Source organism: Nostoc sp. (assembly GCF_036919595.1).
Taxonomy (GTDB): Bacteria; Cyanobacteriota; Cyanobacteriia; order Cyanobacteriales; family Nostocaceae; genus Nostoc.
Genome location: NZ_JBALCO010000151.1, coordinates 1 through 24,222, shown reverse-complemented (window position 1 = coordinate 24,222; position 24,222 = coordinate 1). Strand labels below are relative to the sequence as shown.

Below are 24,222 nucleotides of genomic sequence, written 5' to 3'. Positions count from 1 at the left end.
ATAATGTTACCCAATAAATAACTAGGGTTAGCGTAAGATAACCCTAGTCAGGCTTGATATTATGTCCGTTGAATTACCTATAATAAAAGAACCTTAAAAAGCCTATATCTAAAGCTACAAGCTCCCTGCCCCTAATCCCCACTTCGTGGGGGCTACGAGTTCCCACGAAGTAGGAAGGAGCTGCTCTTGAGAGGGGGAGCATCCTAATGCAAGCAAATTTACCAAAATCATTGCAAGTCAATTGTGAATGAAGCATACTCCAACTCTACCAGACGCTTTGCGAACCCAGAAGCTGTACAGTAGCCCAAATATTGCAATTTGCTTCATCTCTACAAAGCGATTGCTTTGCTTGAGTGCGTTCTGTACCCTACGCAATGACAAATTATATTTTTACACATTTGGGATGCTCCCCTGTTGAGAGGTCACGCAGAAATCACAAGTAGTTTACCGGATATGATATGATTTATTCAATCAAAACCAATAATATGCCAGTAAAAAACTTACTTGTTTTTAGTTAGTTTTTTGGAGATTACTTGAGCCTTGGAATAAAGGGTCACATTGATTTTCTACAACTACGCATACATTATTGAGTGCTTGCTGATAATTTTCCATATCATCTTGCTCAAGAAACATTTTGGCAGCTATCTGTACATCTTGGATAGCTTTCGTCTGGTTTTTAGTAGATTCACTACCGCCATATTGTGCCAGTTCATAACGAACCATACCTCGTTTGAGGTATGCTTTTGCTAGTCTGGGGCTAATAGTTAGTGCTTGGTTAAAGTCAGCGATCGCTAGATTATATTCTTGCTCATAATTGCTGCTATATTGGGCAATTTGATAATAGACAAAACCCCGCTGAAAGTAAGCTTCTGCTTTGGATACATTAAGTTTTATCGCTTGAGTAAAATCTGCGATCGCACTTTTGTAAGCTTGTTGAGATTCACCGCTGTATTTAGCCATTTGGGTGCGGACAATCCCCCGTCTGATATAAGCTTCAACTTCATTATTATCCAGACCGATGGCTCGATTATAGTCGGCGATCGCTAGATTATATTCTTGATCAGGATCGTTGCTATATTCGGAAAGCATAAAGCGGGCATTACCGCGATTTACAAGAGCTTTGATTTGATTGGGGTTGATTTTGAGAGCTTGGCTATAATCTACAACTGCTGCTTCGTAGTCTTTCATGTTGTAGCGGGCATTGCCACGATTCACAATAGTTCTGGCATGTGTAGGTTGTTGTTTAATTGCTTCGCTAAAGTTGACAATTGCTTTTTCATAGTCTCGGTCTTTGTAAGCAGCGTCACCCTGCTGATAATAATCAGCGAAGCTAAGTTTATTATTTGTCTGGCGAGAATTCAATGTTTGTTGAGTGTAAGCATTTTGGGAAACCAACGGCTGAGTAAATTTAATCATTACGTCCGCATATCCTAATAAACCAAAACCCATCAAGCAAAAAATAATCGGGTACAATTTTGACTTTTTGGAACGTTTATAAGATGAACCGCTTGGGGTAATTACTGGCTGCCAAGAATTAGCTAAGTGCGCTGACACCGCTCGCTGTGGCAAATACGGGGTCTGAGTGTAACGCTTTTTCGGTTTGATTCGCGGTTGTAGATGTTCTCTTGCTTCTATAGCCCGATGTGATGGGAAGGGGTCGCGTCCGCCTAATCGCACAGTCCGTTCACACCACGGACAGCTACGCATGTGGTTGTTGTAGCGATGCTGGGGATTTGTAGTGCAGGTAATCAGAGAATCTTCGGCTTCAGCTATTACTGAGAGCCAAGTCTGGGCACTGGGGCGCAGCAGTGGGTTGTTGTGACCCTCTTCAAAACAACGGACAAATAGTTCCTGTAAGCTGGGATGAAGAATTTCCCAAGGGGGTGCAATGGGTGTAGGAAGGTAGGGTACGTACCGCTTTTGGCTGTAAGTGAAATGACCTGATGCAATTCGGGCTTCGTAGGATGGTGGCTCAATAGCGCCTTGGAAAATCCCAGAAAATGGGTGGGTGCCTTCCATTAAAAGTTGAAATACCAGCACCGATAGCCCAAACAAGTCGTGAGAAATTTCGCGATCGTGCTGGGCAAAAGTTTTATTCTGTAGTTCTGGTGGGGTAAATTCTGGTTTACCTACTGGGCAGCGATAAACAACATTGTTGTTTGGATCGAGTACTTGGAAAGAGTCTGTGTCTATCAAAGTCACCAGTGCTGTGTCACTGACGAGGATATTTGACTCATTCACATCGCCAATGCAATATCCACTAGCGTGCAAAGCTGCAAAAGCTGCCGCCAAGTTGCGAGCCGTGCGGAGCAGGTACTGATAGTTGAATAGGGGGCAGTGTTGGCGACGGGTTCTGGGGTTGTAAAAGTCGATGATTGGACGCATCCCTTGAATCCGTGGCATCAAAAATCCCACGATGCTATTTTTGCCATCTGCTGCCCGTAATAAATCCTCTGGCCAAGCGATAGAGATATGCCCCAAACTAGCCGTAGGGTTTTCTGGCGGGTTGGCAAGCATCGCCTGGAGTTTTGCAGCATGGGCAGTCGTTGGCTTGTGGTAAATCTTCGCCACCAAGTTGTTATCGGATGGCACTGCATAAACACAAGCTTCACCGCCACGCCCCAAACTGACATTGAGGCTGAGGATTTCTTTTCTAGGGGAACAACGTAGTACCTGCATAATGAAATTACCGCTAACGGGAGTTATTGTAAGATGTCAAACCTGTAGATTTATTGCTCATGAGTCGTTGAATGCAGCTATAATGAGTGTCAAATCATCATCAGTGCGTTGGGTAATCCGCTCTGAGCGTAAAAATTTTATCAACTGTTCCTTGGCTACTGTCTTATCGTCAGTATTGGCTACAAATTCAAACAACGGAAAAAAGAAGGGTTTGTGAGGTTCGCCAACAACCATATTCAAAGCCAGCATTTGTAGTCCGTCGGTGATGATGCCAACATTTACTATGTCTGTGCGCCAGACTCGTATCTGCGCTGCATCTAAGGCAGTAGGCGAAGTTAAAAAAGTGGTTTCGTTAATGTATTCGCCACTGTCAGGCATGGTAAGTGCCAGGAGGTTGCCCATCCGATCTTTTGCCACTGCCAAACCATCACCTATCTGTGCCACAGCTACAACTTCTGGTGTGGCAACCATCATAATTAAGGTAGTTGCTAAATCTTGAGGCTGTTTGTCACAAGTAGCCGCCTCATCCTCCACGGCTTTTTTGGCGGCTAGTATGGCATCATTTAAGAGCGATCGCACATAGGCATCATCAGTCAGAATTTTTCGGGTGAGTCCTTTAGTGGAAATGTTTTCGATTGCTGTTTCCACAGCAACCATCGCTCCCACTTTCCCTAGGCTAGCAGAACCTGCGCCATCTGCTGCGGCCGCCACTAAAACATTATCTGACAATATCTGCCAGTGATGAGCATCCTGACATAACTGATTGTTTTTTAAGTGACTTGTACCACATACAGACGCAGCCACAATTCGCCATTGAGCAATCTGTTTTGATATATTCATAGATTTTTTTCCAACAGCTAGCTGTGTAAACATCAAGCTGCAATCTTTAATTAAACAGTCCCCCAACCAATCGGCGGTAATGCTACCTGTTCGTCCACCTGCGAATGAGAAACAGATGACATACTAGTTGAGAGCCAGACAAACATCTCGATAAAATTTAATCCTTTGAGTTTCAGCGGGGTACGCACAGCTATTTGATTTAAACGCGTCATATTCGCATTTTCTACACCTACCGTAAAAAATGCTACACGCTTATTTTCTTCATCTCGCTGTAGACGTTGGGCTGCTTGCTCTACCACATGCTCTAACTCGCCTTGGGGTTCTCCATCTGTAATCATGAATACCCAAGGACGATAGTAAGCAATCCCATTGGCACGATACTGAGATTTACGCTCTTGAATTATGTCTAAAGCTTTATGAATTCCTGCGCCCATCGTAGTCAAGCCTTGGGCTGTCAAAATCGGCGGATTGAATTGATCGGCAGTCACAAAGTCTTGTACTACATTGATATTACTATCAAAAGTTACGATCGCCACTTCCACCCGTCTTGCGGCTAAGGAATTTTTGACTAATTCATCCTTTAAACTTAGTAAACCCTGATTTAAAGCTTCAATCGGATCTCCTTGCATCGAGCCAGATGTGTCTAGCAAGAGCACACAAGGACAACGTGGTTCTGGATTCTCAGCAAATTCTACTACTTCATCAAGTCTTAATGTATCATGCATAACTTTTTGTGTTATGTTAAAGTCCAATGCTTTATTTCCCTTTTCTCAGAGTATATAATTCCAGTCGCCAAGACGACTACAGAATATAATATTTAGTGGTAGATGCTCTAATCTTTATTAAACAAATTATTTTCATGAAGTTCACTATATATTTAAGAAGAACTTAAGTACAGCTTAGTTTAGCAAAAAATAGTTTATCAAAACCCAGAATTACCTGTTGTAATGTATCTACCAAAAATTTATATCCCTTAAACATACAGTACAATAAATACCTAAACTTTCCCAGATATATTTTTAAAGATTCTATATAGGATAATTCTTCCTTTATAGGAAAGTGATTAACCACAATCAAGATCATTAACTCTAGAAGTATACCAGTGTAACCGCGTGAATTTGGATTCAAATTTGCCTCTTTCAGTAAGTGGGTATAAATAAACGTCGTTATTCAGGTCTTCAGCCAATAGTTGTCGCTAGTGAGTAAAATTTAGAAGTAACTAGCATTTACTGATAGTCTAGCCATGATATGTGTTTACCTTTATTCATGCTCACCTACTAGTTTTTTTAGATAAATTAAGTGAAACGTGCCAAAGACAACAAGAAAGTTATAAAAATTATAACTTTTAATATATATACATATTTTAAGAGAAATAATTTTTGCATAGAGAAAAATTACAAAGAATAAAATACTTCATAGTTGATATTTTCCATTTACAAATGTTTGGTTGTTGATTCCGCAAAAAAACTGAAAAATATGAATAATTCTGGTGCATTCACTAAACTACGTCCTCTAAGTTTGCTAAGACAGTTATCCAATTGCTCCGATAGTACTTGTTTACAAGCATTGAGTAATTCAGTTAGTTGGTCGATTTACCTAGAACAAGGCAAAATAACCTACGCTACCCATTCAGTGCAACCTTTTGATCGACTAGAACGTCATTTACGTCGCCTCAGCCACCAAATTCCACTACTAACTACTGAGGTTCGTGTTCAATTACGTTTGATGTTTGAACTTGACTCACACAGTCAGTTAATCGAACATGACACCAATTCGAGAAACCACCCTCCTGAGTATCAGGCTATATCCTGGCTTGTTAGTGAACAACATATACATTCTACACAAGCAGGAGTGCTAATTCAAGAATTAGTTAAAGAGGTGATTGAATCATTTTTATTAATCCAAAAAGGTACTTATGAATTAACAGAACCACTAAATAGAATGCCAAAAATTTGCAGGCTAGATGTAGAAAAAATTCTCGAACGTTGCCAAGTAAGATTACAGAATTGGCAAACTTTTGTTCCCCAAATTTCTTCTCCATATCAACGTCCATATCTGTTGATTAACAGTAAAATTGAGGAAAAAGATTTACCAACACTCCAGCCAGATTTAACTAATTGGATGAAGGGTTTTAGCCTGTGTCATCTGGCGGTAATTTTGAATCAAGATGAAATCCAACTGGCTCGTAATTTATACCCTTACATACTTCAGGGCAGGATTATCTTGCATGAACCTGATCCACCATTTGATAAATTACCAAAGATATTTGAAGAGCGATGTCCACGACGGGCTACGCCTACGCTTTTCTCAAAATTAATTACATTAGTTGATACCAAAGAAAAACTAAATACCACCGTCAAGTCTTACCCAGATATTTATGAAGAGAATGTAGCTCCTGTTCACCGATTACCACAGATTTATCCTCCTCCAAAAGAAAACTTTCAAGAACCAACAATATCAAACAACATAAATCCTGCTTATCAAAGAGTTATAGCTGCTACTGTAACGGCACAGAAAGTCCACAAAATCGTTTCTGTAGATGATAGTCCCACAATTCTCAAAGAAATTAGCCATTTTTTAGAAAATGAAAATTTTTCTGTAGTGACTATCAACGATCCACTAAAAGCTGTTTTGTCAATCATAAGGCACAAACCGGACTTAATTTTGCTGGATTTAAACATGGTAGGAATCGATGGTTATGAGTTGTGCCGGATTATACGAAATAATTTAACTTTTCAAAATACTCCGATCATTTTCGTCACTGGGAGTAAAGGAATTGTAGACAAAGTAAAAGCGAAACTGGTAGGGGCATCTGGATATCTCACTAAACCGTTTACACGTGCCGAATTGCTGAAAACAGTCTTCATGCATTTGACTTAAATTAACCACAAAATCTAATGAATTTGAGCTAGTGAGAATCAATATGGCTACAGTTTTAGTTGTTGAAGATGCTCCTTCTCAATTGGAGTTAATCAATAGTTTTTTAAGAGAGAATGGACACACGGTAATTAAAGCTTATGATGCCAAGAATGGGATGAGTATGCCACAATAGACAGGCTTACCGATGCAAAAACTGGCTCCTGTCTGCTAGAAAGTTTTAGGATATGGCAGAGAAATTATAATTTAGGTTGTTGTAGCCTGGATTTGATATGGCGGATGTTATAAGGTCAGGACTGCTGAGTAAACTGCTGACATCGGTGCCGATAGCTTGGCTGGGCGTAGTACTACCTAGCGATATCAATTCACCACTAACAGAGAAATTCCAGCCTTCATTACCAACGAGTGTTTTGCCATCACCACTGGCTTCAATCCGATTTCCAAGGATATTGCTATTACTTACACTGGCATTGTTGCCATTACCAAGGATGTCATTGTTACTACTGGTCTGTGTATTAGCATTACCAAAGATGTCGTTGTTATTGCCTAAGTTCCAGTTACCATTACCATCGGTTGTGTTATCGTTACCAAAGCTCCAGTTGCCATTACCTTTGGTTTTGCCGCCATCACTGTAGTTCCAGTTCCCGTTACCGTTGGTTGTGTTGCTACTACCAAAATTCCAGTTACCATTACCATCGGTTGTGTTGTTACTACCATATAACCAGTTGCCGTTACCTTGACCACTGTTACCAGTAGCATTTGAACCATCTAAGTTTTGAATATCAAATATCCAGTTGTCGCTGTTATAAGGTACAGGTAGACCGTTGCCAGTTTCAGGGAGGTTGCTACCACTTTCCTTGGAGGGAGGAGTGCTGCCAAATGGTAAGTTACCAGGGAGGTTGCTGCTAGCGGCGGTACTGTTAGCACTAGAGGCACTAGCACCAGCAAAGGGGTTGCTTCCACCACCAGATGTGCTACCACCAGCAAAGGGGTTGCTTCCACCTAATGCGCTGGTATCACCGCCAAGGACTCCGATTAGTTGATTGAACGGATTATTAGTATCAGTTAAAGCCCGCTTGTCAAGTGGTCGCTCGTAATTGTAGGCGTACTTTCTATCTTTACTGATTGTGGATGAGTTGCCACCACCAATGAAGGAAGCGAAGATATTACTACCATTAGCAGCGCTACCAAAGCTACCGCCACCATCTAAACCACTGCCATCAGTGGACTGCCATTTGCCATCAGTGAAAGAAAAATTGCCATTACCAGTTGAATTGTTGCTAGTACCTTGTGACCCAGCAGTTTTATTGCTATTGTCAGAAGTTGCCATTAGAATTAAACTCCTATTACTCAGACTGAAATTCCTCCATCAAGAGGAAGATCAACGACATGAATGAAAGCATTTTTTTACTTTCATCTTCAAAAAATTAATACGAATAAATACAGCAAGTACCACACTTAGTAAAACTATACAAAATCAGATTTACATTTAAAATGAACAAAGTTTAGATTGGATTGGCCATTGTTTTGATATTGTTTAGGCAGATTTCAGAAAAATTGCCCAATAATTCTTCTGTTCAATGCTTTAGAGGCAGTTTTTGCAGTAATTTTTCGGCTAAAACAGGGCAATTTTACCTCTTTTGAGTACTACAATAGAATGCAGTTACACTACAAAAAAGAGTGAAGCTTTATTCTTGTAGTTTTTAGAGTGACAAAATATTACTTATGAGGTTTTATCGAGTTTTAAAGATTCAAGTTCTGCGATCGCTGATGCTGTTAACTTCTTTCTTTCCAAAATTTATAAACTAGTGGCAAATAAGCGAGCTAGTATATATAGTTAGCTAAAACATATCTCCCACATTCACAGAAGCCAAGATGCCAAGAAAAGATTAGGAAGAGACGTTGTTCTGCTAATCTAACGTAGTAGGATTGTTCAAGTGAAAGGGTACGCCTTGCAGGACGAATAGCCATCGATCGCTAGTAGGCACCCTAAAATGAGAACAAAAGACGATTCCTAAAATAATCACACTCCATGCGTATTTCTCTAAATTGGCTGCGCGAACTAGTAGAGATAAAACTTAGTCCAGAAGAATTAGCCGAAACCCTGACAATGGCAGGGTTTGAGGTAGAAGAGATTGAAGACCGCCGCACTTGGGCAAATGGTGTGGTTATTGGGAAAGTGCTTGAGCGTCAACCCCACCCCAACGCCGATAAATTGAGTGTTTGCCAAGTAGATATCGGTGCAGATGAGACTTTAAATATTGTCTGTGGTGCTGCCAATGTGAAGGCAGATATTTATGTGCCAGTGGCAACTACGGGTACTTACTTACCCAACATCGATTTAAAAATTAAACCTGCGAAACTGCGTGGTGTCGCATCTCAGGGGATGATTTGTTCTTTAAAGGAACTCGGTTTGCCCACCGATGTAGACGGAATTCATATTTTTACTCAGGAAAATTTACCATTGGGTAGTGATGTGCGTCCGTTGTTGGGTCTAGATGATGTAATTTTAGACCTTACCGCAACTGCTAATCGTGCTGATGCTTTGAGTATGGTAGGCGTAGCCAGAGAAGTAGCAGCTTTGACGGGTGGAAAGTTGAGCATTCCTGAACCGGGTGAAGTCTCTATTCCCAAAAATGCCGGAAATTTAGCTTTAAAAATTGCCGATACCCAAGCTTGTCCTGCCTACATTGGTACGGTAATTGAACAGGTCAAAATCGCTCCATCTCCTGAATGGCTGCAACAGCGTTTGCGGGCTGCTGGAGTCCGTCCCATAAGTAATGTAGTGGATATTACTAATTACGTTTTGTTGGAATGGGGACAACCACTGCACGCCTTTGACTTGAGTCGCCTACAATCTGTTGCAAGTAGCGATTTAACCATCGGCGTTCGCTTCGCCAATCATGGAGAATCCCTCAAAACCCTGGATGGACAAACTCGCACCCTAGCATCCCAAAATTTGTTAATTACCGCCAACGACAAAGCCGTTGCACTGGCGGGAGTCATGGGTGGGGAAGAAACAGAAGTCTATCAAGGGACTCAAAGTTTAGTTTTAGAAGCAGCTTTATTTGATTCTGTGGCAATTCGCCGTTCTTCCCGGAGTGCAGGCTTAAGAAGTGAAGCTTCTGGCAGATATGAACGGGGAGTTAACCGGGCTGAGTTGGAAGTAGCTAATCGCCGCGCCTTATCCTTAATTAGCGAATTAGCTAGTGGAATTCTTGTCCAGCAGGAAATTGCCGACACCCGCCCCCATCCGTCTACCTGGCGTCGTTCTATCGCACTGCGTTTAGACCGAGTTAATCAGATACTGGGGCCAATCGAGTTGGGAGAGGATACAGGTGAACTCCAAGAACAAGATGTTGAGCGCATCCTGACTGCATTAGGATGTCAGTTGACTCCTTCAGACAATGTTCCAGGAGAAGATACCACCCATCAATCCAGATGGTCAGTTTCTGTGCCACCCTATCGTTACCGCGACTTAGAGCGAGAAATTGATTTAATTGAAGAAATCGCCCGTCTTTATGGCTATAACAAATTCTGCGATACTTTACCAGAAAAAGCGGAAGCTGGTTATCTGCCTTTAGATGAGGAACTAATTCGCAAGTTACGAGCTTTCCTCCGGGCTGAAGGGTTGACAGAATTAATCCACTATTCTTTAGTCAAACCAGGAGAAGACAGACAGATAGTACTGTCAAACCCGTTATTTGTCGAATATTCAGCGCTGCGAAACGATTTGATATCTGGGTTGATTGACGCCTTTCAATACAATTTAGAGCAGGGTAATGGTGCCCTTAACGGCTTTGAAATCGGGCAAATTTTCTGGCGAGAAGAAGACGGCTTGCAAGAAACAGAAGCCCTTGCTGGGATTGTGGGAGGGGATATTTCCCTTGGCAAATGGTCAAAAAGTGGACGCGAAGAACCCATCACCTGGTTTGAAGCCAAAGGCATTTTAGAAAGTGTATTTCGGCAACTTGGCTTGCAAGTAGAATTTCAACCCGATCGCCGCGACGATCGCTTACATCCAGGACGCACTGCTTCTTTGTGGATTCAGGGTAACAGCCTGGGTATTTTTGGGCAACTCCATCCCCAATTACGACGAGAAAAAGGTTTACCAAATTCCGTTTATGTTTTCCAGTTGGATCTAGATGTGCTTTTAGATTCTCTAGGACAAGATGAAATGCTCGTTCCAACATTCCAGCCCTATTCTACTTATCCAGCTAGCGATCGCGACATTGCCTTTTTCGCACCCGTGAAAATCTCAGTTGCCGAAATTCAAAAACTAATTACCAAAGCGGGTAAAGATTTGCTCGAATCAGTGGAATTATTTGATGAATATCGGGGCGAAAATGTCCCCCAAGGACAGCGGAGTTTAGCATTCCGCTTAGTTTATCGAGCTAGCGATCGCACTCTCACTGAGGCTGAAGTTGAACCAGTACATAATAAAGTCCGTGAAGCCTTGGTGGAAAAATTCGGCGTCAACCTGAGAAGTTAGATTTTAATTAAATTCTTACCTCCCTTAATCCCCCCGATGTATTGGGGGGAAACCGGAAAATTTAGTTCCCTCCCTTTGCAAGGGGAGGGTTAGGGTGGGGTAAAAATATTTGATACATCAATCATGATTTTTCAAACATCCTTTTAGAAGGAGATCGACTCAAACTCTTGGCATAATATCTTATTAACCAGTAGGAGTAACAAGGAATCATGCCCAAATATGTAGTCTGGGGAAGTTACTGCGAAGACGTTCTCGAAAAACGCGTCCCCCACCGTCAAGCTCATTTAGACGGATTAGCAAAACAGAAAGAATCCGGTGTGCTGATTACTATTGGCCCCACCAAAGATGTTACGAAAGTTTTTGGAATTTACGAAGCTGAAGACGAAACCACCGTGCGCCAGTTGATTGAAAATGACCCTTACTGGAAAAATGGCATCTGGACTGAATATTCTGTCAAAGAGTGGATTCAAGCTTTTTGAATTTGGTATGGGGAATAGGGGATAAGTCTTTGATACTCGCTGACGAGTCTTTTATACTCGTGAATGAGTCTTTGATACTCGCTGACGAGTCTTTTATACTCGTGAATGAGTTTTTTATACTCGCTGACGAGTCTTGGATACTCGTGAATGAGTCTTTTATACTCGCTGACGAGTCTTTTATACTCGTGAATGAGTCTTTTATACTCGCGGATGAGTCTTTGATACTCGCGGATGAGTCTTTGATACTCGCGGATGAGTCTTTGATACTCGCCGATGAGTCTTTGATACTCGCCGATGAGTCTTTAATACTCGCCGATGAGTCTTTGATACTCGCTGACGAGTCTTTTATACTCGCCGATGAGTCTTTGATACTCGCTGACGAGTCTTTTATACTCGTGAATGAGTCTTTGAACTCCACTCCCCACCTCTTCCGACTCCCAGCGTATGAAAATTTGGCAGGCTGATTTTTATCGTCGTCCCTTACAAGATGCATCTGGACAAATTTTATGGGAGTTGTTGATTTGTGACGCAACTCGCAGCTTTGAGTATGAAGCCACCTGTCTCCAATCAGCAGCAAATTCTAATTGGGTTGCGACTCAACTTGAATTGGCTGCTGGTGAAAAATTGCCAGATATGATTCAGGTGTTTCGTCCTCAGTCTCTAAGTTTAATTGAGGCGGCGGGACGCAATTTAAGTATAAAGATCGAACCTACCCGCCACACTTTGGCACTAAAGCAGTGGTTGCAGGAGAAGCAGTATCCCTCAGCACTGGATAAATCACCCCCAGCACCATTACCAGAAAACCTCTGGGGAGAAAAATGGCGTTTTGCGACTCTGGCTGCTAGTGATGTGGAAACCAGATTTAGCGATCGCCCCATTCCTATTTTGCACATCCCAGAATTTTTGAAACCCATCAACTTGGGTTTGGCGTCAACAGTGCCCGTCCCAGGTGTGGTAATTTATGGTGGACGCCAATCGATGCGCCTAGCACGGTGGTTGCAGCAAGCCCATCCTGTAGCATTGAACTATATATCTGGCGCACCAGATGGCTTGGTACTAGAAGCTGGCTTGGTAGATAGGTGGATTGTTGCCACTTTTGAAGATTTAGAAGTTAGAACAGCAGCCCAAACATATCAACAGCGAAAACAGCAAAGCCGAGGATTGCATTTTTTGTTAGTGCAACCAGATGATTCCGGGATGACTTATAGCGGCTTTTGGTTATTGCGGGCAGAAGATTGATACTGATTGGCAAAAATATTTGTCCGCTTAATTTCTATAGCTAAAAAAATAGACTAAAGCTATGTCTGACGGCAAGCCTCTACCCATCTACGCTTTACTATCATTGCTTGCTTAATTGTGCAAAATGACATCATGAATCAGTATGGGTTGCTGACAATTGTCATGCCATTTCGGCCCGGAAGTAAACAACCCCCCTACGTTGTGAATGTGAAAACAACACCAAATAATGGACTAGACCAAGACCGTTTTATTGATGTTGGGCAAATTCGTGCTGTTGACCATAGTCGTATTTTGGGTTTGGTGGGTGTGCTGGAGTTAGAATACTGGAAACTTATTCGTACAGCTTTAAATGTAGTTCTGGGATTTGTGGTTTAAGGATGTTAAAGAATAAGAATAGAGATTATAGTAAGGCGAAAGCGATCGCTTTTCTGTAATTAGCCTTGCAATCAGAATATTGCTTATATATTTGCGTGTATTAATTTTCGGAAAATAAATCAATAGACTGAATCTTCTGCATAGATATATTAACCCGCATTCTACAGATTAGTTAAAAAAGAAGATGATGGGATTGATGTTGTTCGCATGGGAAGTGAATATCGTCAGATGGAGTCTTTATTTTTAAAATCGTAGACTTGTGCTAATGTGCTAAGTTGCGATTTGTGTAAGGGTGCGATCGCTCGATATTATCGGGTAGGCATTGCCAAAAAAATGTGGAATAGGTGCAATATTATTTAAAGCAATGCCCACTCTACTAACTTGGTTTTTACCACTGCCCTGAATTATCTTCCTGTTGCAAACCTATCAACTGTCGCCGCTTCCAAGCAAAATGAAGAATATTAATTCCGAGTTCCTGAGCTGTACGAATGGTCAATCTAGGTAAACTCAAATCTCTATCCAGTCCCCAAGCAGTTGCTAAATCACCAATCGCTAAAATAATTCCTCCACCAATTAACAGTTTAATCTGCTGTTGATTAACCATTGGCAAAGCAGCAAATAAGAAAGGTTTTGTCCTTAAAGGATGACTCCGTTGCAATTCTTCTAAAGGTCTTAAAGGACTATCTAACTGTTGTGCTAATGCTTGAGTACTCTCAATTAGAGCAGTAGCATTTATTGGTGCATCAATGAGAAGCACACCACCTAAATTTAAGTAATTTTTTAGAGATTCAAATTCGAGACTATTTAAAGATATGGCCTGTCCACCTGTCAGATAAAGTATGTCATAGTCTTGGATATTTTCTCCTAAAGAAACCTGACCTGGTTCATCAGCCCCTCGCAAACTGGGATATAGGGGTTCTACTGCTTGTAACAAATAAGAAAGGCTGAAAAAATTACGCGCACATTCGGGATCACTATGATTCGCCTGCGCCATACACACAAGTGCTTGGGGACGCATTTGTGCCTGACGGCGATAACGCAAATCAATATTGTTATATCCAGGAAAGAAAGCATCCGCAGGTTGGTTAATATCAGTGTGTCCAGGTTGCAGAAGTATCCGGCATATTTCTATTTCTGAACTACCTGGTGTAGAGTTTATTTGGTCAATTCGATAAGTTTCTTGAACAATATCTCTTTGCTGTCCACGCCGCAAATCATCAGGGTCTACATAGCTAACTACTAAGTAGATCATGATTGGTTCAGAAGTTGCTACTTCTATATCAATTGGAAAATCATAAGAAGTCGGTACAACAATTAGATTACCTGCTAAATCAATTGCAATACCAGGTTGAATTTGCACCCAACGTCCATCTCGATATCTAGCTTCAACTTGGCTTGGGGCAGTCACATCTCGGACGCCTAAACCGCAGACAATTCCTGGTTGATTTAAACTTTGATATTGGGCATTTTGCCGATTACGGTGGTAATTATGGGCTGTGCGCCAGCGTTCAGCATTGATTAGTAATCCATCTGTGGCTTGCAGGCGTTCAAAGGATTTAATTGGTGGGGGCGGGAAAGGATGAGACATAGCAATTTTGGATTTTAGATTTTAGATTAAAAGTCTGTTTTAGGAATTTTAAACAATACTACCTATTTAAGATGATAGGGTGTATTATGCCAAAGGCTAACGCACCTTTAATTATTAATGATGCCGTACTCTCAGCGATAACACACCTTACAATTTAATTTTACTTAGTTAATTACGAATTACCTTAGCGTAGCGGTAGCGAGTCCGTGTACTCCAGCAAAGAAACAAGCTAGCAATAGCGTCTCGTAGAGAGCGTCATTAAAAATTACGAATTATTTAATTAGAAGGATTTTCGATAGATAGTTCATAGGTGCAAAAAGCAGGTTTTTCTTGTTCTATAATTCTTTGGATAAGTTCTTCGTTGATGATGCCACTAGAAATGTTTGAACGCAAACGCACTAGAAAGTGATATGGTTGTCCACCTGCTAAAACTGCATTTCCTAATTGTGCATCTCCGATAATGAAACTTGGGCCAAAAGGTTCTGTAATACTAATATGTTTATCAGCTTCATTAGCTAAATCTTCGTCTAGCGGTAAACCAGTATAAAGATGTAAATAGAGACGCAATCCTTTCCTAGTTCCCCGCCAGCGATAAAGTTCTACAGCTCGGCGAATTAAACGCCGCTGTTGCTGGAGATCCCAAACTGAATCTACTTGCCAAGCAACCCAATGGGCCATAAAGGGTAGTAGCGCCTGCGGTGCTGTCAAGGGATCGAGGTTTGCCCACATGACGTTATAACTGTCAATTACTGGTTGAAAAGCTTGCTCAAATATCTTCATGAAGCGACCAATAAAGTCCACTTCTCGATACAAAATTGGCAAGAATTCCATGTAGGCAGTGTAGGGACGGATATATAAATCAAAATACTCGCTTCTCTCGATTTGTTCGTTGTCAGTGCCTCGGTCTATATATAGAGTAATTAAGCTGCGAAAATTGAGAGTTAGTTTGTCTTTTTTTCCAGGAGTGATCGCTTCTTGGTCTTCAAAAAATGTGTTGGGAATTGAGAAGTAGAGGACAGCATCCATTTGCCCGCGAGGTGGTATTTCACTGCCTTCTGTGCCAATCTGACACCACTCGTTAGGAAAATCTCCGTCAACGCTTAAGCTCACCCGCAAAGGACGCTGTTCTAAGTTTTGCACTTGCACAATCATCTCGCTTGGATGCCCAGGATGCAAGAGTAAACTACGTCCAGCTACATCCATGTTTTCCGCATTTGCAAATGCTTTACCTGTGGCAGGTAAAGCTTCGGGAATTTGCATTGGCGTTAATTGAATGCGTACAGATGGACTAGAGCGACTTTGAACCATAACTCCTCTACCAATTTTGGATTTTAGATTTTGGACTTTCCTGCGGAACGCTACGCGAACGACTACGCTCAGTCCAACGATTTTGGATTACTTTGTTCCCGGTGCAAGATTACCCAATTCCGCTTTTTGTCTTCCTCTGTGTTCTCTGCGCCTCTGTGGTTAATTAAATGCTGTTCCAGAAATTTAAAACAATATTAACTATCCAATTTTGCATCAGCGATTAATGATCTGGATATCGTGATTTGAACGTAGATTGCTATCAGCCCAAGAACATATCAAACCTTCCGATCCTGGGTCAATCAATTGTTCTGGCGATGGTTGTCGTCTCCAATTTTCTCCTTGCTTGCGGATGGGAAACAGCAGGACGGGTCCTAAATGACGCACGCCTGGGGTTTGTTGCAGTAACGCTACAATATCCGATGTATAAACAGGTCGCCCAAATGGCCAACCTTTGCCGTCCATTCCTCCAGTTAATGGATTTAAATATTTATACAGCGATACCCTTAAATTCCGGAGGATTTCTTCTCTGGCAAAAGGGTTGTTATAGGCAGGCTCCAAAGCAATTTCTGTCTGCACAGAAACACCTACGTAATTTGGTTCTTGTAATTCTATTTGTACCCCTAATAATCGTCTTTCATCTAAGTAACTCAAAATTTGCTCTTCGAGTGCATTACTGAGAGCAAACTCTTTTGGTGCCATCCCATTGCCTTGAGCGATCGCATCTGTATCTGCATAGGGAACTATCACTAAACTAACTATACCAGCTTGTCTTTGAGAATTCGCTGGCAAACAGCGGACGCGAGCGATCGCACCATTCCCTGCCTGTTGAGCTAATACTTCAAAATCTTCAGCTGTGACAGCGCGATCGCGCGTGCGGAGAATGCGGGGAGCCTTGATCACAGCTTGCTCCAGTGACTCGGCATCCGCACCATTGATTGCTGGTTTCAGATTTATCGCTTTAGTAACATATGGATATGCAGATTTCAAAAACTGGATTGCCCCAGTTTGAACATTGCCTTTTCTCCCACCACCTATGCGATAAGTAACCATTTTAATCTCTGAGCCACGGGGTGGAATTGCGCCGTACTGGTGTTTAGATTGGTTGTTTTCTGGGGTATTAACTTGTACAAATGTGTCGTCTAGTAGTGGTTGCTGGATTCTTGATCGCACCTGGGTTTGCTGTTTAAGTTGGTTAGGTTCTCGAATCAGCGGCCCAAACTGGATTCTACCAGTTAGAGAATCGATAGTGTAGTGAAAGTCTTGAGGCCCAGAATCAGCAAAATCTCTTACCTCAGTCCATCTCTGAGGCAAACCACCAGCAGGTGTAACTAGAATATATTCATTTTCTCTGCGTTCTAAAATCGGTGTACTTAGTAATTCAAAACTCTGTCCAGGTTTACCATTACTAATTCCTACACGCTCGTCCCGAATCAACTTACTGTGACTAGCTCTAACTGTACCGCCAATTGACCGCACTGCTAAACCAATAATCCTTGGTGGATTATTGTAACCGGATTGATTTGTTTCTGGGGTAGTCAAGGTACAGCGCAGCCAGCGACCCCGGTAAGAGATAAAGTTGGTCACAGGCCAATTTTGCGGTAAATGCAGACGGACAGCTGCGCTTAGAGATGACGGGTTTCCACCCTGTTGGCCGATTTCGTAAAAACTGAACCCGCGAGTCTTATCATCTGACTCTTGCAATAAAACTGATTGCCAATTTTCTCCATCCCAGGCTTCCCACTTGCGAGGTGGTTGATTGGGGTTAATACCAGTAGGTGTAGCTGCGGCTCCTTGAAAGGTAACATCTATAACATTACCATCTAAAAGATCATCAGAATTGATCGCTATATAAAAGCAGTTACCAGGCTGGGGTTCTTCTTCAAATATCGGTTGTTCACTACCTGTCCAGTTACCGTCAGGTTGACGAGTCCACGAACTTGCAAATCTTTCTCGCAGAGATTGGGGAATGTCTTCGCTGGTTTGAGCAGTTAAGAAGTGTTGTATGCGGGGTTTGCCGATAATTAGAGGAGAATCTGTGCTGAAGGTAATAGCTTCTGTTGTCTCAGTTCGGATAGTTGAGACTTCTAATCCTGCCGGAATAGTGTAGGCTTCAGGCAGTACAGCGCTTAAATAAAAAGTTAATTCCGTGCGGGCTGGGGCAGGAGGCTGGAGACGAATACCTAGTAATTCTAGGAAAGCTACATAATTTTTCCGAGGTACTTGGTTAAATCTGAGCAACATCTGGTCAGTTAACCAAGCAAATAACTCAATTAGCGTAATCCCAGGATCGCTGAGGTTGTGGTCTGTCCATTCTGGACAGTAGCGAGGAATACGCAGAATACACTCTTCTACCAAATCATCGAAGGCGCGATCGTCTAACTTGGAAGAAGGTAATTTTGGTAGAAAGTCAAAGTTCACGACTCCTCCCCAACTGAAACTAAATAAAAAGGATAAACAAAGTTATTAATAATATTAGGACTGTCTTTGAGTCGATAATTGATGATGATGTCTATTCTGCCACGCACAGGGTCAGGATCAGTTAGAACTTTATCGAGAATAATACGCGGTTCCCAAACTTCTAAAGCTTGCGATACATAAAGACGGATTCGCACTAAGGTATCGCTATTCATCGGTGCAAATGCTAGTTCTGACAAGCGCGAACCAAAGTTAGGTCGATAAACCCGCTCACCTACTCCTGTGCGGAGGATAATCCAAATAGATTCTTTAACTTTTTGATCTTCACGGCTAAGTTGTATCCCACCTTGCACACTCAAATGCAGTGGATAGGCCCAACCTGTCCCTAAATAGTCTTTTTGCCGACTATAAACCATATCTACTACTTAGACAGCTGTTACATCGATATTTTTAAAGATATCCGCACAGAAGGTTTAAGCCTATTCGCCAAAAGTCGAGGTTAAGAGGCGTGGCGTAGAGGAGCAGGGGCAGGATCAAGCAGGAGGAATAGGAACAGGAAGAGGTTCCATAATATTCAAAGGACTTGCGATTGTTATAATGCCCTCGGCTATCAAGTTGATATCTGGAGCCAGTGCTGTTACAACGCCCTCAGCTATCAAGGTTATAGTTGGAGCCTCTGCTGCAATGGTTGGGGCTGTCATGTTTATAGCTCCAGCCAATGTTGAAATCTCTATACCTCCAGCCAATGTTGAAATCTCTATACCTGCCTTAGCTTCTAATTTCAGCTTACCCAATGAACTAACTTCAAGAGTTGGAAACGGCAAGGGCGTGTCCTTCATTGTGATTTTATGACCGGCTTTAGTTTTAATCGCTATTGAGTCATGTATTAGGTCACTGTCATTATTGATATATATTCGATTACGTGATTTAGTTCGTAGCTGAATACTACCATCTTCACCGTCATCATTCATATATATTCGATGACCGTCTTTAGTTAGTAGCCTAATTCCTGGCTTTTTACTTTTGCCTTTCCCCGCGCTAAACTCGCCTTCCTCTTCGGTAAACTCGTCGTCTTCCTCTGCGCTAAACTCGCCTTCCCCGTCGATAAATTGTAGAATATGACCTACACGAGTTTTAAAAGTGCGTAATTTTACATTATTGGGTGCTTCTGTAACTGAGTCATCCACACTTTCTGATGGTGCATCCTTACCGTTCCATAACCCGCCAATGACGAAGGGACGGTGGATGTCGCCATGCTCAAAACCTACCAAAACTTCATCGTTTATTTCTGGTAAACAGTCGAAACCTCTGTTTGAACCTGCTCCTATAGCTACAACTCTCGCCCAGTTACTTTCATGTTCTTCTGTGAGCGTTGGAAACTTGACCTTCACTCTGCTCAATTTCTCTGGGTCTTTGTTTTTAGTCACAATTCCTATTAATAAAGTCTGAGATGGGCGTAAGCGTTTTTCTGTAGATAAAGTTGTGAATAAGTTACCAGAACGTAGTCCCCGCACGCTGAAGTCAGTTTTATAAACCCGTCCCTCCATGAAATGGCGTGTGTCTGTAACATAATACTTCCCACTATAGCGATCGCCCATATTTTCAAGATTAATAACCTGTCCTGGTCGAATATCAGGATTTCCTTCTGCTTGGGCATCTGCATAAACAAATTCTCCTCCCAGTTCATCGCACAGAGCCTGAGCCATAATCTCTGCTTCTTTGGCACTGGCAACGGGTTTATTTACAACAGTCATTTCAGAGGACTTAAGATTGGGAAATGCATTGCTGGTACTACTTCCTAGCTTATTACCTGTTTCAGTTAGTTGTGTTTCTTTAGTGGCTGTTTCAATAATCGGTTCTTTCTGAGTATAGTCCCAGGCACGTACTTTCACAGTATTCACCTGTTCAGCACTGGTAACGCGAACTCTAAATTGCTTAATATTATCTCCCCATTTGAGTGCTAAATCTCCCTCAGATTCTGGTTGACAAAAATTCATTTTCCCATCGCTCATAAATAGTTCAAAACCAATACGGGCTGCCCTTTCCCGCAAAAATTCCATATTAGTTTGGTTTTCTTGGAAGACATACTCATGGGCTTCGCCACTTTCGTCTACATTGCCTGTTTCTATCCCTACTTCTTCAACTATTTGTGTGAATATGTCACTATCGGTTTGATTCTCAAAAGCACGATTATAACGACCTCTATGAAGACGATGGGAGAAATCATATCCGCGAACAATGATATCAGCTCTATTGTCTTTCTCAAAGTTAACTTCCATCCCAGTAATTTCGCCTTCAATTAGTATTTTTTCTATCTCCTCTTTAAAATCAGGATCTAGAGTAGTACTCGAACAAAAGCCCACTTTTACTTTTTTTCCAATCTCAAACAACGGATCGTGTTGCCACGGTTTTATTTCTGGTTCGTTGTGTGTCGGAGCATATCTATTATAGATTACTAGCGTAAACATTGCTGGCAAATGAAGGCTTTCTTCTATTGTGACTTGCAACATATCTAGTACTAATTGGTCAGTCACCTTTTCTCCGTCTATCTCGATTCTAAGTAAGCTTAAGTAAAGGCTTTCTGTAGACATAACTATTATTTTGTAAATATGAGATTTTCAAAGCAAACTTTCAGGACAAAGTAGTGATGAATTAGTATTTTTAACTTTGGTTAATCACTTTCTTAAATTCTTGGATCTATGCCTCCAGAAGCTGAACTTATTCCTCCAGGAAGGTTTACTTTATCTACTTCTTGCAAGGATATATCTACCAGCGCCCTTACTGGTGTACCATCACTGAGAAACATATTTAAAGTGTAAGTTAAACTTGTAATTACACAATAAAAATACTCATCTTTCCATGTGAATATGTAAACAGGTGGACGACTGTCAGGTGTTTGCTCAATAGCTTCTACACCTTTTTTAATGTTGTCTATATACTTTTCCATCACCGACTCTTTGGTTTCATAAGTATCATATACCAACTGGTTGAGTGTGAATTGGTAAGGCTCAACTCCAGAAAAATTGACTTTAGGAAGTAGAGTAGTTCCTCTATTACCTACCTGACTTTGCCAGTTCACAGTCCGAGTAAAACTAATGTCTGTGGGATTAAACATTAATTCAATATCTTCAGCCCCACTATCATAAGCTATAAGTTTAGCTTTCTCAAGGCTCGATTTAATCTTTTTAATCTCAATAATATCTGGCTTACTAATATCTGAAAATGGATCTAGTATTCCCATTTGAGTATTTCTCCTAAAATTAATTATTGAATGAGAATTTACCAAGGTATTCGACCTGAGTAACGGCCATGACGCTCTCGTTCAATTTCTATCCGTTGCCGTAATCTGTTATAAATTTCACGGGCTAGAGCTTCCAAATCAGCAGGATCATCTTTATTATCTTTTTTAGAAGACGAAGCCCTATCATCCGAGTTATTGTTTCTAGAAGACAAATAAGTATTCTCTATCGTCTGAGTTACTGGTTCTATTTCTCTTCTAGATATGTCGGTAGGAGTAGCCTTTCGATCAGCAGCAAAGCCTTTTGCTGAAGGAAGGTGTTTAGCAAAAACTTGTGGCGAGCCTGATGACTTTTGGTTATTAGATTCTATACCATTCAAGTTTAAGCTAGTGAATTCATCATTATTTCCATTTAGTAATTCTTCCACACTTGACCATTGAGAAGGTATATTTGACGATTGGGGAGGTGTGTGATTGGTAAGGTTTTTTTGTCGGAAAATTAAGGAAGGCGATGAGTATTGAGGTGAAGGTTTACCTACGTCAGTTGTTTTCTTTTGAAGAGTATTAAGCTGTAGAGAATCGAGGATGGAAAGCTTTTGTTTTCCAATATCCAACCCCAAAGAAGAAGGAATTAAAGAATTAGATATCTGAGGTAAGTGAGTCCCAGCGCTTTTTGGCTGTAATGAATTGTCTGGAAAAGAATCGACTTTAGTCGAAGTCTCTGGAGAAGTTTCTTCTTCTGGTTCCTTAAAATTGAGTGTCTGTAAACTATTTTGCTCAACTTCAGGTGGTGTGCTTACCTCTTCTTGTGGAGAGGTTGGATTATTTGAGGTGTCAACAAAGGTTGATATTTCAGGATTTGTTACCGCAAACGGAAATTCTGATTCTACTGTTTGTTCATTGTCAATAGTTTTGCTGAAAATACTCGCTGTTTCACTAATCTCAGGTGATGTAGCGCTAACTTTTGGTGCAATTACAGTTTCACCAATTTCAGGTGGTGTAGCGCTTATTTTTGGTGCAATTACAGTTTCACCAATTTCAGGTGGTGTAGCGCTAACTACTTGTACTTCAACAGTCTCAGGTGATATGGCGCTAACTTTTGGTGCAATTACATCACCAATCTCAGGCGATATGGCGCTTATTTTTGGTGCAATTACAGTTTCACCAGTCTCAGGTGATGTGGCGCTAACTACTGGTACTTCACCAATTTCAGGTGATATGGCGCTCATTTTTGATGCAATTACAGTTTCACCAATTTCATGTGATGCAGTGCTAACTTTTGGTGCACTTACAGTTTCACCAATCTCAGGCGATGTGGCGCTAACTTTTGGTGCAATTACAGTTTCACCAGTCTCAGGTGGTGTAGCACTAACTTTTGGTGCAATTACAGTTTCACCAGTCTCAGGTGATGTGGCGCTAACTACTGGTACTTCACCAATTTCATGTGATGCAGTGCTAACTTTTGGTGCAATTACAGTTTCACCAGTCTCAGGTGATGCAGTGCTAACTTTTGGTGCAATTACAGTTTCACCAGTCTCAGGTGATGCAGTGCTAACTTTTGGTGCAATTACAGTTTCACCAGTTTTAGGTGATGCAGTGCTAACTTTTGGTGCAATTGCAGTTTCACCAGTCTCAGGTGATGTGGCGCTAACTACTGGTACTTCACCAATTTCATGTGATATGGCGCTAATTTTTGGTGCAATTACAGTTTCACCAATCTCAGGCGATGCAGTGCTTATTTTTGGTGCAATTACAGTTTCACCAGTCTCAGGTGATGTGGCGCTAACTACTGGTACTTCACCAATTTCAGGTGGTGTAGCGCTAATTTTTGGTGCAATTACAGTTTCACCAATCTCAGGTGATATGGCGCTAACTACTGGTACTTCACCAATTTCAGGCGATATGGCGCTCATTTTTGGTGCAATTACAGTTTCACCAGTCTCAGGTGATGTGGCGCTAACTACTGGTACTTCACCAATTTCAGGTGATGTGGCGCTAATTTTTGGTGCAATTACAGTTTCACCAGTCTCAGGTGATGTGGCGCTAACTACTGGTACTTCACCAATTTCATGTGATGCAGTGCTAACTTTTGGTGCAATTACAGTTTCACCAATTTCATGTGATGCAGTGCTAACTTTTGGTGCAATTACAGTTTCACCAATTTCATGTGATGCAGTGCTAACTTTTGGTGCAATTGCAGTTTCACCAATTTCATGTGATGTGGCGCTAACTACTGGTACTTCACCAATTTCAGGTGGTGTAGCGCTTATTTTTGGTGCAATTACAGTTTCACCAATCTCAGGTGATGCAGTGCTAACTTTTGGTGCAATTACAGTTTCACCAATCTCAGGCGATGCAGTGCTAACTTTTGGTGCAATTACAGTTTCACCAATCTCAGGCGATGTGGCGCTAATTTTTGGTGCAATTGCAGTTTCACCAGTCTCAGGTGATGTGGCGCTAACTACTGGTACTTCACCAATTTCAGGTGGTGTAGCGCTTATTTTTGGTGCAATTACAGTTTCACCAATCTCAGGCGATGCAGTGCTAACTTTTGGTGCAATTACAGTTTCACCAGTTTTAGGTGATGTGGCGCTAATTTTTGGTGCAATTACAGTTTCACCAGTCTCAGGTGATGTAGCGCTAACTACTGGTACTTCACCAATTTCAGGTGGTGTAGCGCTTATTTTTGGTG

Annotated in this window: 18 protein-coding genes; 7 read left to right on the top strand and 11 right to left on the bottom strand. The window is 41.5% G+C overall.

The genetic code is table 11. From position 1 onward, the window contains the following. Positions 1-510: 510 nt before the first annotated feature. Genes V7K21_RS23210 through V7K21_RS23200 form a run of 3 tightly spaced genes read right to left on the bottom strand, consistent with a single transcriptional unit; the run spans position 511 to position 4,244 of the window. Positions 511-2,679 carry a tetratricopeptide repeat protein gene (locus V7K21_RS23210; protein WP_335177546.1) on the bottom strand — a complete coding sequence of 723 codons (2,169 nt, stop codon included), beginning with the start codon at positions 2,677-2,679 and terminating at the stop codon, positions 511-513. A 57-nt stretch (positions 2,680-2,736) separates the two neighbouring features. Next, positions 2,737-3,519: a PP2C family serine/threonine-protein phosphatase gene (locus V7K21_RS23205; RefSeq protein WP_335177545.1), complete on the bottom strand. Its 783-nt coding sequence runs from the start codon at positions 3,517-3,519 to the stop codon at positions 2,737-2,739. 50 nt (positions 3,520-3,569) lie between these two features. Then, positions 3,570-4,244 (bottom strand): vWA domain-containing protein, encoded by a 675-nt coding sequence (locus V7K21_RS23200; RefSeq protein ID WP_273765413.1) that lies wholly within the window; start codon positions 4,242-4,244, stop codon positions 3,570-3,572. A 751-nt stretch (positions 4,245-4,995) separates the two neighbouring features. On the opposite strand from V7K21_RS23200, the gene V7K21_RS23195 reads away from it, so the two are divergent. Both V7K21_RS23195 and V7K21_RS23190 read left to right on the top strand, forming a co-directional pair. Further along, positions 4,996-6,399, top strand: a complete 1,404-nt coding sequence (locus tag V7K21_RS23195; RefSeq protein WP_335177544.1) for a response regulator — start codon at positions 4,996-4,998, stop codon at positions 6,397-6,399. A 43-nt stretch (positions 6,400-6,442) separates the two neighbouring features. Continuing rightward, complete coding sequence (locus V7K21_RS23190) at positions 6,443-6,571, top strand: hypothetical protein (RefSeq protein ID WP_335177543.1); 129 nt, start codon at positions 6,443-6,445, stop codon at positions 6,569-6,571. 45 nt (positions 6,572-6,616) lie between these two features. On the opposite strand, the gene V7K21_RS23185 is transcribed toward V7K21_RS23190, so the two are convergent. Then, the gene (locus V7K21_RS23185; protein ID WP_335177542.1) at positions 6,617-7,726 is read right to left on the bottom strand and encodes a hypothetical protein; all 1,110 of its coding nucleotides are present in this window, start codon (positions 7,724-7,726) and stop codon (positions 6,617-6,619) included. A 702-nt stretch (positions 7,727-8,428) separates the two neighbouring features. Here V7K21_RS23185 and pheT point away from each other — a divergent pair. The 5 genes from pheT to V7K21_RS23160 all read left to right on the top strand — a co-directional run bounded on the left by pheT (position 8,429) and on the right by V7K21_RS23160 (position 12,981). After that, complete coding sequence (gene pheT / locus V7K21_RS23180; RefSeq protein ID WP_335177541.1) at positions 8,429-10,888, top strand: phenylalanine--tRNA ligase subunit beta; 2,460 nt, start codon at positions 8,429-8,431, stop codon at positions 10,886-10,888. Between the two features lie 209 nt (positions 10,889-11,097). Next, positions 11,098-11,367, top strand: a complete 270-nt coding sequence (locus V7K21_RS23175) for a YciI family protein (protein ID WP_273765426.1) — start codon at positions 11,098-11,100, stop codon at positions 11,365-11,367. Next, complete coding sequence (locus tag V7K21_RS23170) at positions 11,364-11,831, top strand: hypothetical protein (RefSeq protein ID WP_335177540.1); 468 nt, start codon at positions 11,364-11,366, stop codon at positions 11,829-11,831. The genes V7K21_RS23175 and V7K21_RS23170 overlap by 4 nt, the downstream gene beginning before the upstream one ends. Continuing rightward, the gene (locus V7K21_RS23165; RefSeq protein ID WP_335177539.1) at positions 11,812-12,606 is read left to right on the top strand and encodes a Tab2/Atab2 family RNA-binding protein; all 795 of its coding nucleotides are present in this window, start codon (positions 11,812-11,814) and stop codon (positions 12,604-12,606) included. The genes V7K21_RS23170 and V7K21_RS23165 overlap by 20 nt, the downstream gene beginning before the upstream one ends. Positions 12,607-12,723: 117 nt before the next feature. Then, complete coding sequence (locus V7K21_RS23160; protein WP_335177538.1) at positions 12,724-12,981, top strand: type II toxin-antitoxin system PemK/MazF family toxin; 258 nt, start codon at positions 12,724-12,726, stop codon at positions 12,979-12,981. A gap of 388 nt (positions 12,982-13,369) precedes the next feature. Here V7K21_RS23160 and V7K21_RS23155 read toward each other — a convergent pair whose 3' ends face one another. From V7K21_RS23155 to V7K21_RS23125, 7 genes are all read right to left on the bottom strand, one after another. Further along, entirely contained in the window at positions 13,370-14,569 is a 1,200-nt protein-coding gene (locus V7K21_RS23155) for a DUF4159 domain-containing protein (RefSeq protein WP_335177537.1), read from the bottom strand. A 276-nt stretch (positions 14,570-14,845) separates the two neighbouring features. Then, complete coding sequence (locus V7K21_RS23150) at positions 14,846-15,877, bottom strand: phage tail protein (RefSeq protein ID WP_335177536.1); 1,032 nt, start codon at positions 15,875-15,877, stop codon at positions 14,846-14,848. A gap of 213 nt (positions 15,878-16,090) precedes the next feature. Continuing rightward, positions 16,091-18,295 (bottom strand): putative baseplate assembly protein, encoded by a 2,205-nt coding sequence (locus V7K21_RS23145; RefSeq protein WP_335177535.1) that lies wholly within the window; start codon positions 18,293-18,295, stop codon positions 16,091-16,093. Continuing rightward, positions 18,292-18,708, bottom strand: coding sequence for a GPW/gp25 family protein (locus V7K21_RS23140; RefSeq protein WP_335177534.1), 417 nt, complete (start codon positions 18,706-18,708; stop codon positions 18,292-18,294). The genes V7K21_RS23145 and V7K21_RS23140 overlap by 4 nt, the downstream gene beginning before the upstream one ends. A 117-nt stretch (positions 18,709-18,825) precedes the next feature. Continuing rightward, positions 18,826-20,883, bottom strand: a complete 2,058-nt coding sequence (locus V7K21_RS23135; RefSeq protein ID WP_335177533.1) for a VgrG-related protein — start codon at positions 20,881-20,883, stop codon at positions 18,826-18,828. Between the two features lie 92 nt (positions 20,884-20,975). Further along, a complete protein-coding gene (locus tag V7K21_RS23130; RefSeq protein ID WP_335177532.1) occupies positions 20,976-21,533 on the bottom strand; it encodes a CIS tube protein in 558 nt (185 codons plus the stop codon). A 38-nt stretch (positions 21,534-21,571) separates the two neighbouring features. Beyond that, the coding region (locus V7K21_RS23125) for a hypothetical protein (RefSeq protein WP_335177531.1) at positions 21,572-24,222 on the bottom strand (2,651 nt) is incomplete at its 5' end.

Bases quoted from the DNA above. Each gene is read 5' to 3' on its own strand.
- V7K21_RS23210 (WP_335177546.1), bottom strand. From the start codon at position 2,679: ATGCAGGTACTACGTTGTTCCCCTAGAAAAGAAATCCTCAGCCTCAAT.
- V7K21_RS23205 (WP_335177545.1), bottom strand. From the start codon at position 3,519: ATGAATATATCAAAACAGATTGCTCAATGGCGAATTGTGGCTGCGTCT.
- V7K21_RS23200 (WP_273765413.1), bottom strand. From the start codon at position 4,244: ATGCATGATACATTAAGACTTGATGAAGTAGTAGAATTTGCTGAGAAT.
- V7K21_RS23195 (WP_335177544.1), top strand. From the start codon at position 4,996: ATGAATAATTCTGGTGCATTCACTAAACTACGTCCTCTAAGTTTGCTA.
- V7K21_RS23190 (WP_335177543.1), top strand. From the start codon at position 6,443: ATGGCTACAGTTTTAGTTGTTGAAGATGCTCCTTCTCAATTGGAGTTA.
- V7K21_RS23185 (WP_335177542.1), bottom strand. From the start codon at position 7,726: ATGGCAACTTCTGACAATAGCAATAAAACTGCTGGGTCACAAGGTACT.
- pheT (WP_335177541.1), top strand. From the start codon at position 8,429: ATGCGTATTTCTCTAAATTGGCTGCGCGAACTAGTAGAGATAAAACTT.
- V7K21_RS23175 (WP_273765426.1), top strand. From the start codon at position 11,098: ATGCCCAAATATGTAGTCTGGGGAAGTTACTGCGAAGACGTTCTCGAA.
- V7K21_RS23165 (WP_335177539.1), top strand. From the start codon at position 11,812: ATGAAAATTTGGCAGGCTGATTTTTATCGTCGTCCCTTACAAGATGCA.
- V7K21_RS23155 (WP_335177537.1), bottom strand. From the start codon at position 14,569: ATGTCTCATCCTTTCCCGCCCCCACCAATTAAATCCTTTGAACGCCTG.
- V7K21_RS23150 (WP_335177536.1), bottom strand. From the start codon at position 15,877: ATGGTTCAAAGTCGCTCTAGTCCATCTGTACGCATTCAATTAACGCCA.
- V7K21_RS23140 (WP_335177534.1), bottom strand. From the start codon at position 18,708: ATGGTTTATAGTCGGCAAAAAGACTATTTAGGGACAGGTTGGGCCTAT.
- V7K21_RS23135 (WP_335177533.1), bottom strand. From the start codon at position 20,883: ATGTCTACAGAAAGCCTTTACTTAAGCTTACTTAGAATCGAGATAGAC.
- V7K21_RS23130 (WP_335177532.1), bottom strand. From the start codon at position 21,533: ATGGGAATACTAGATCCATTTTCAGATATTAGTAAGCCAGATATTATT.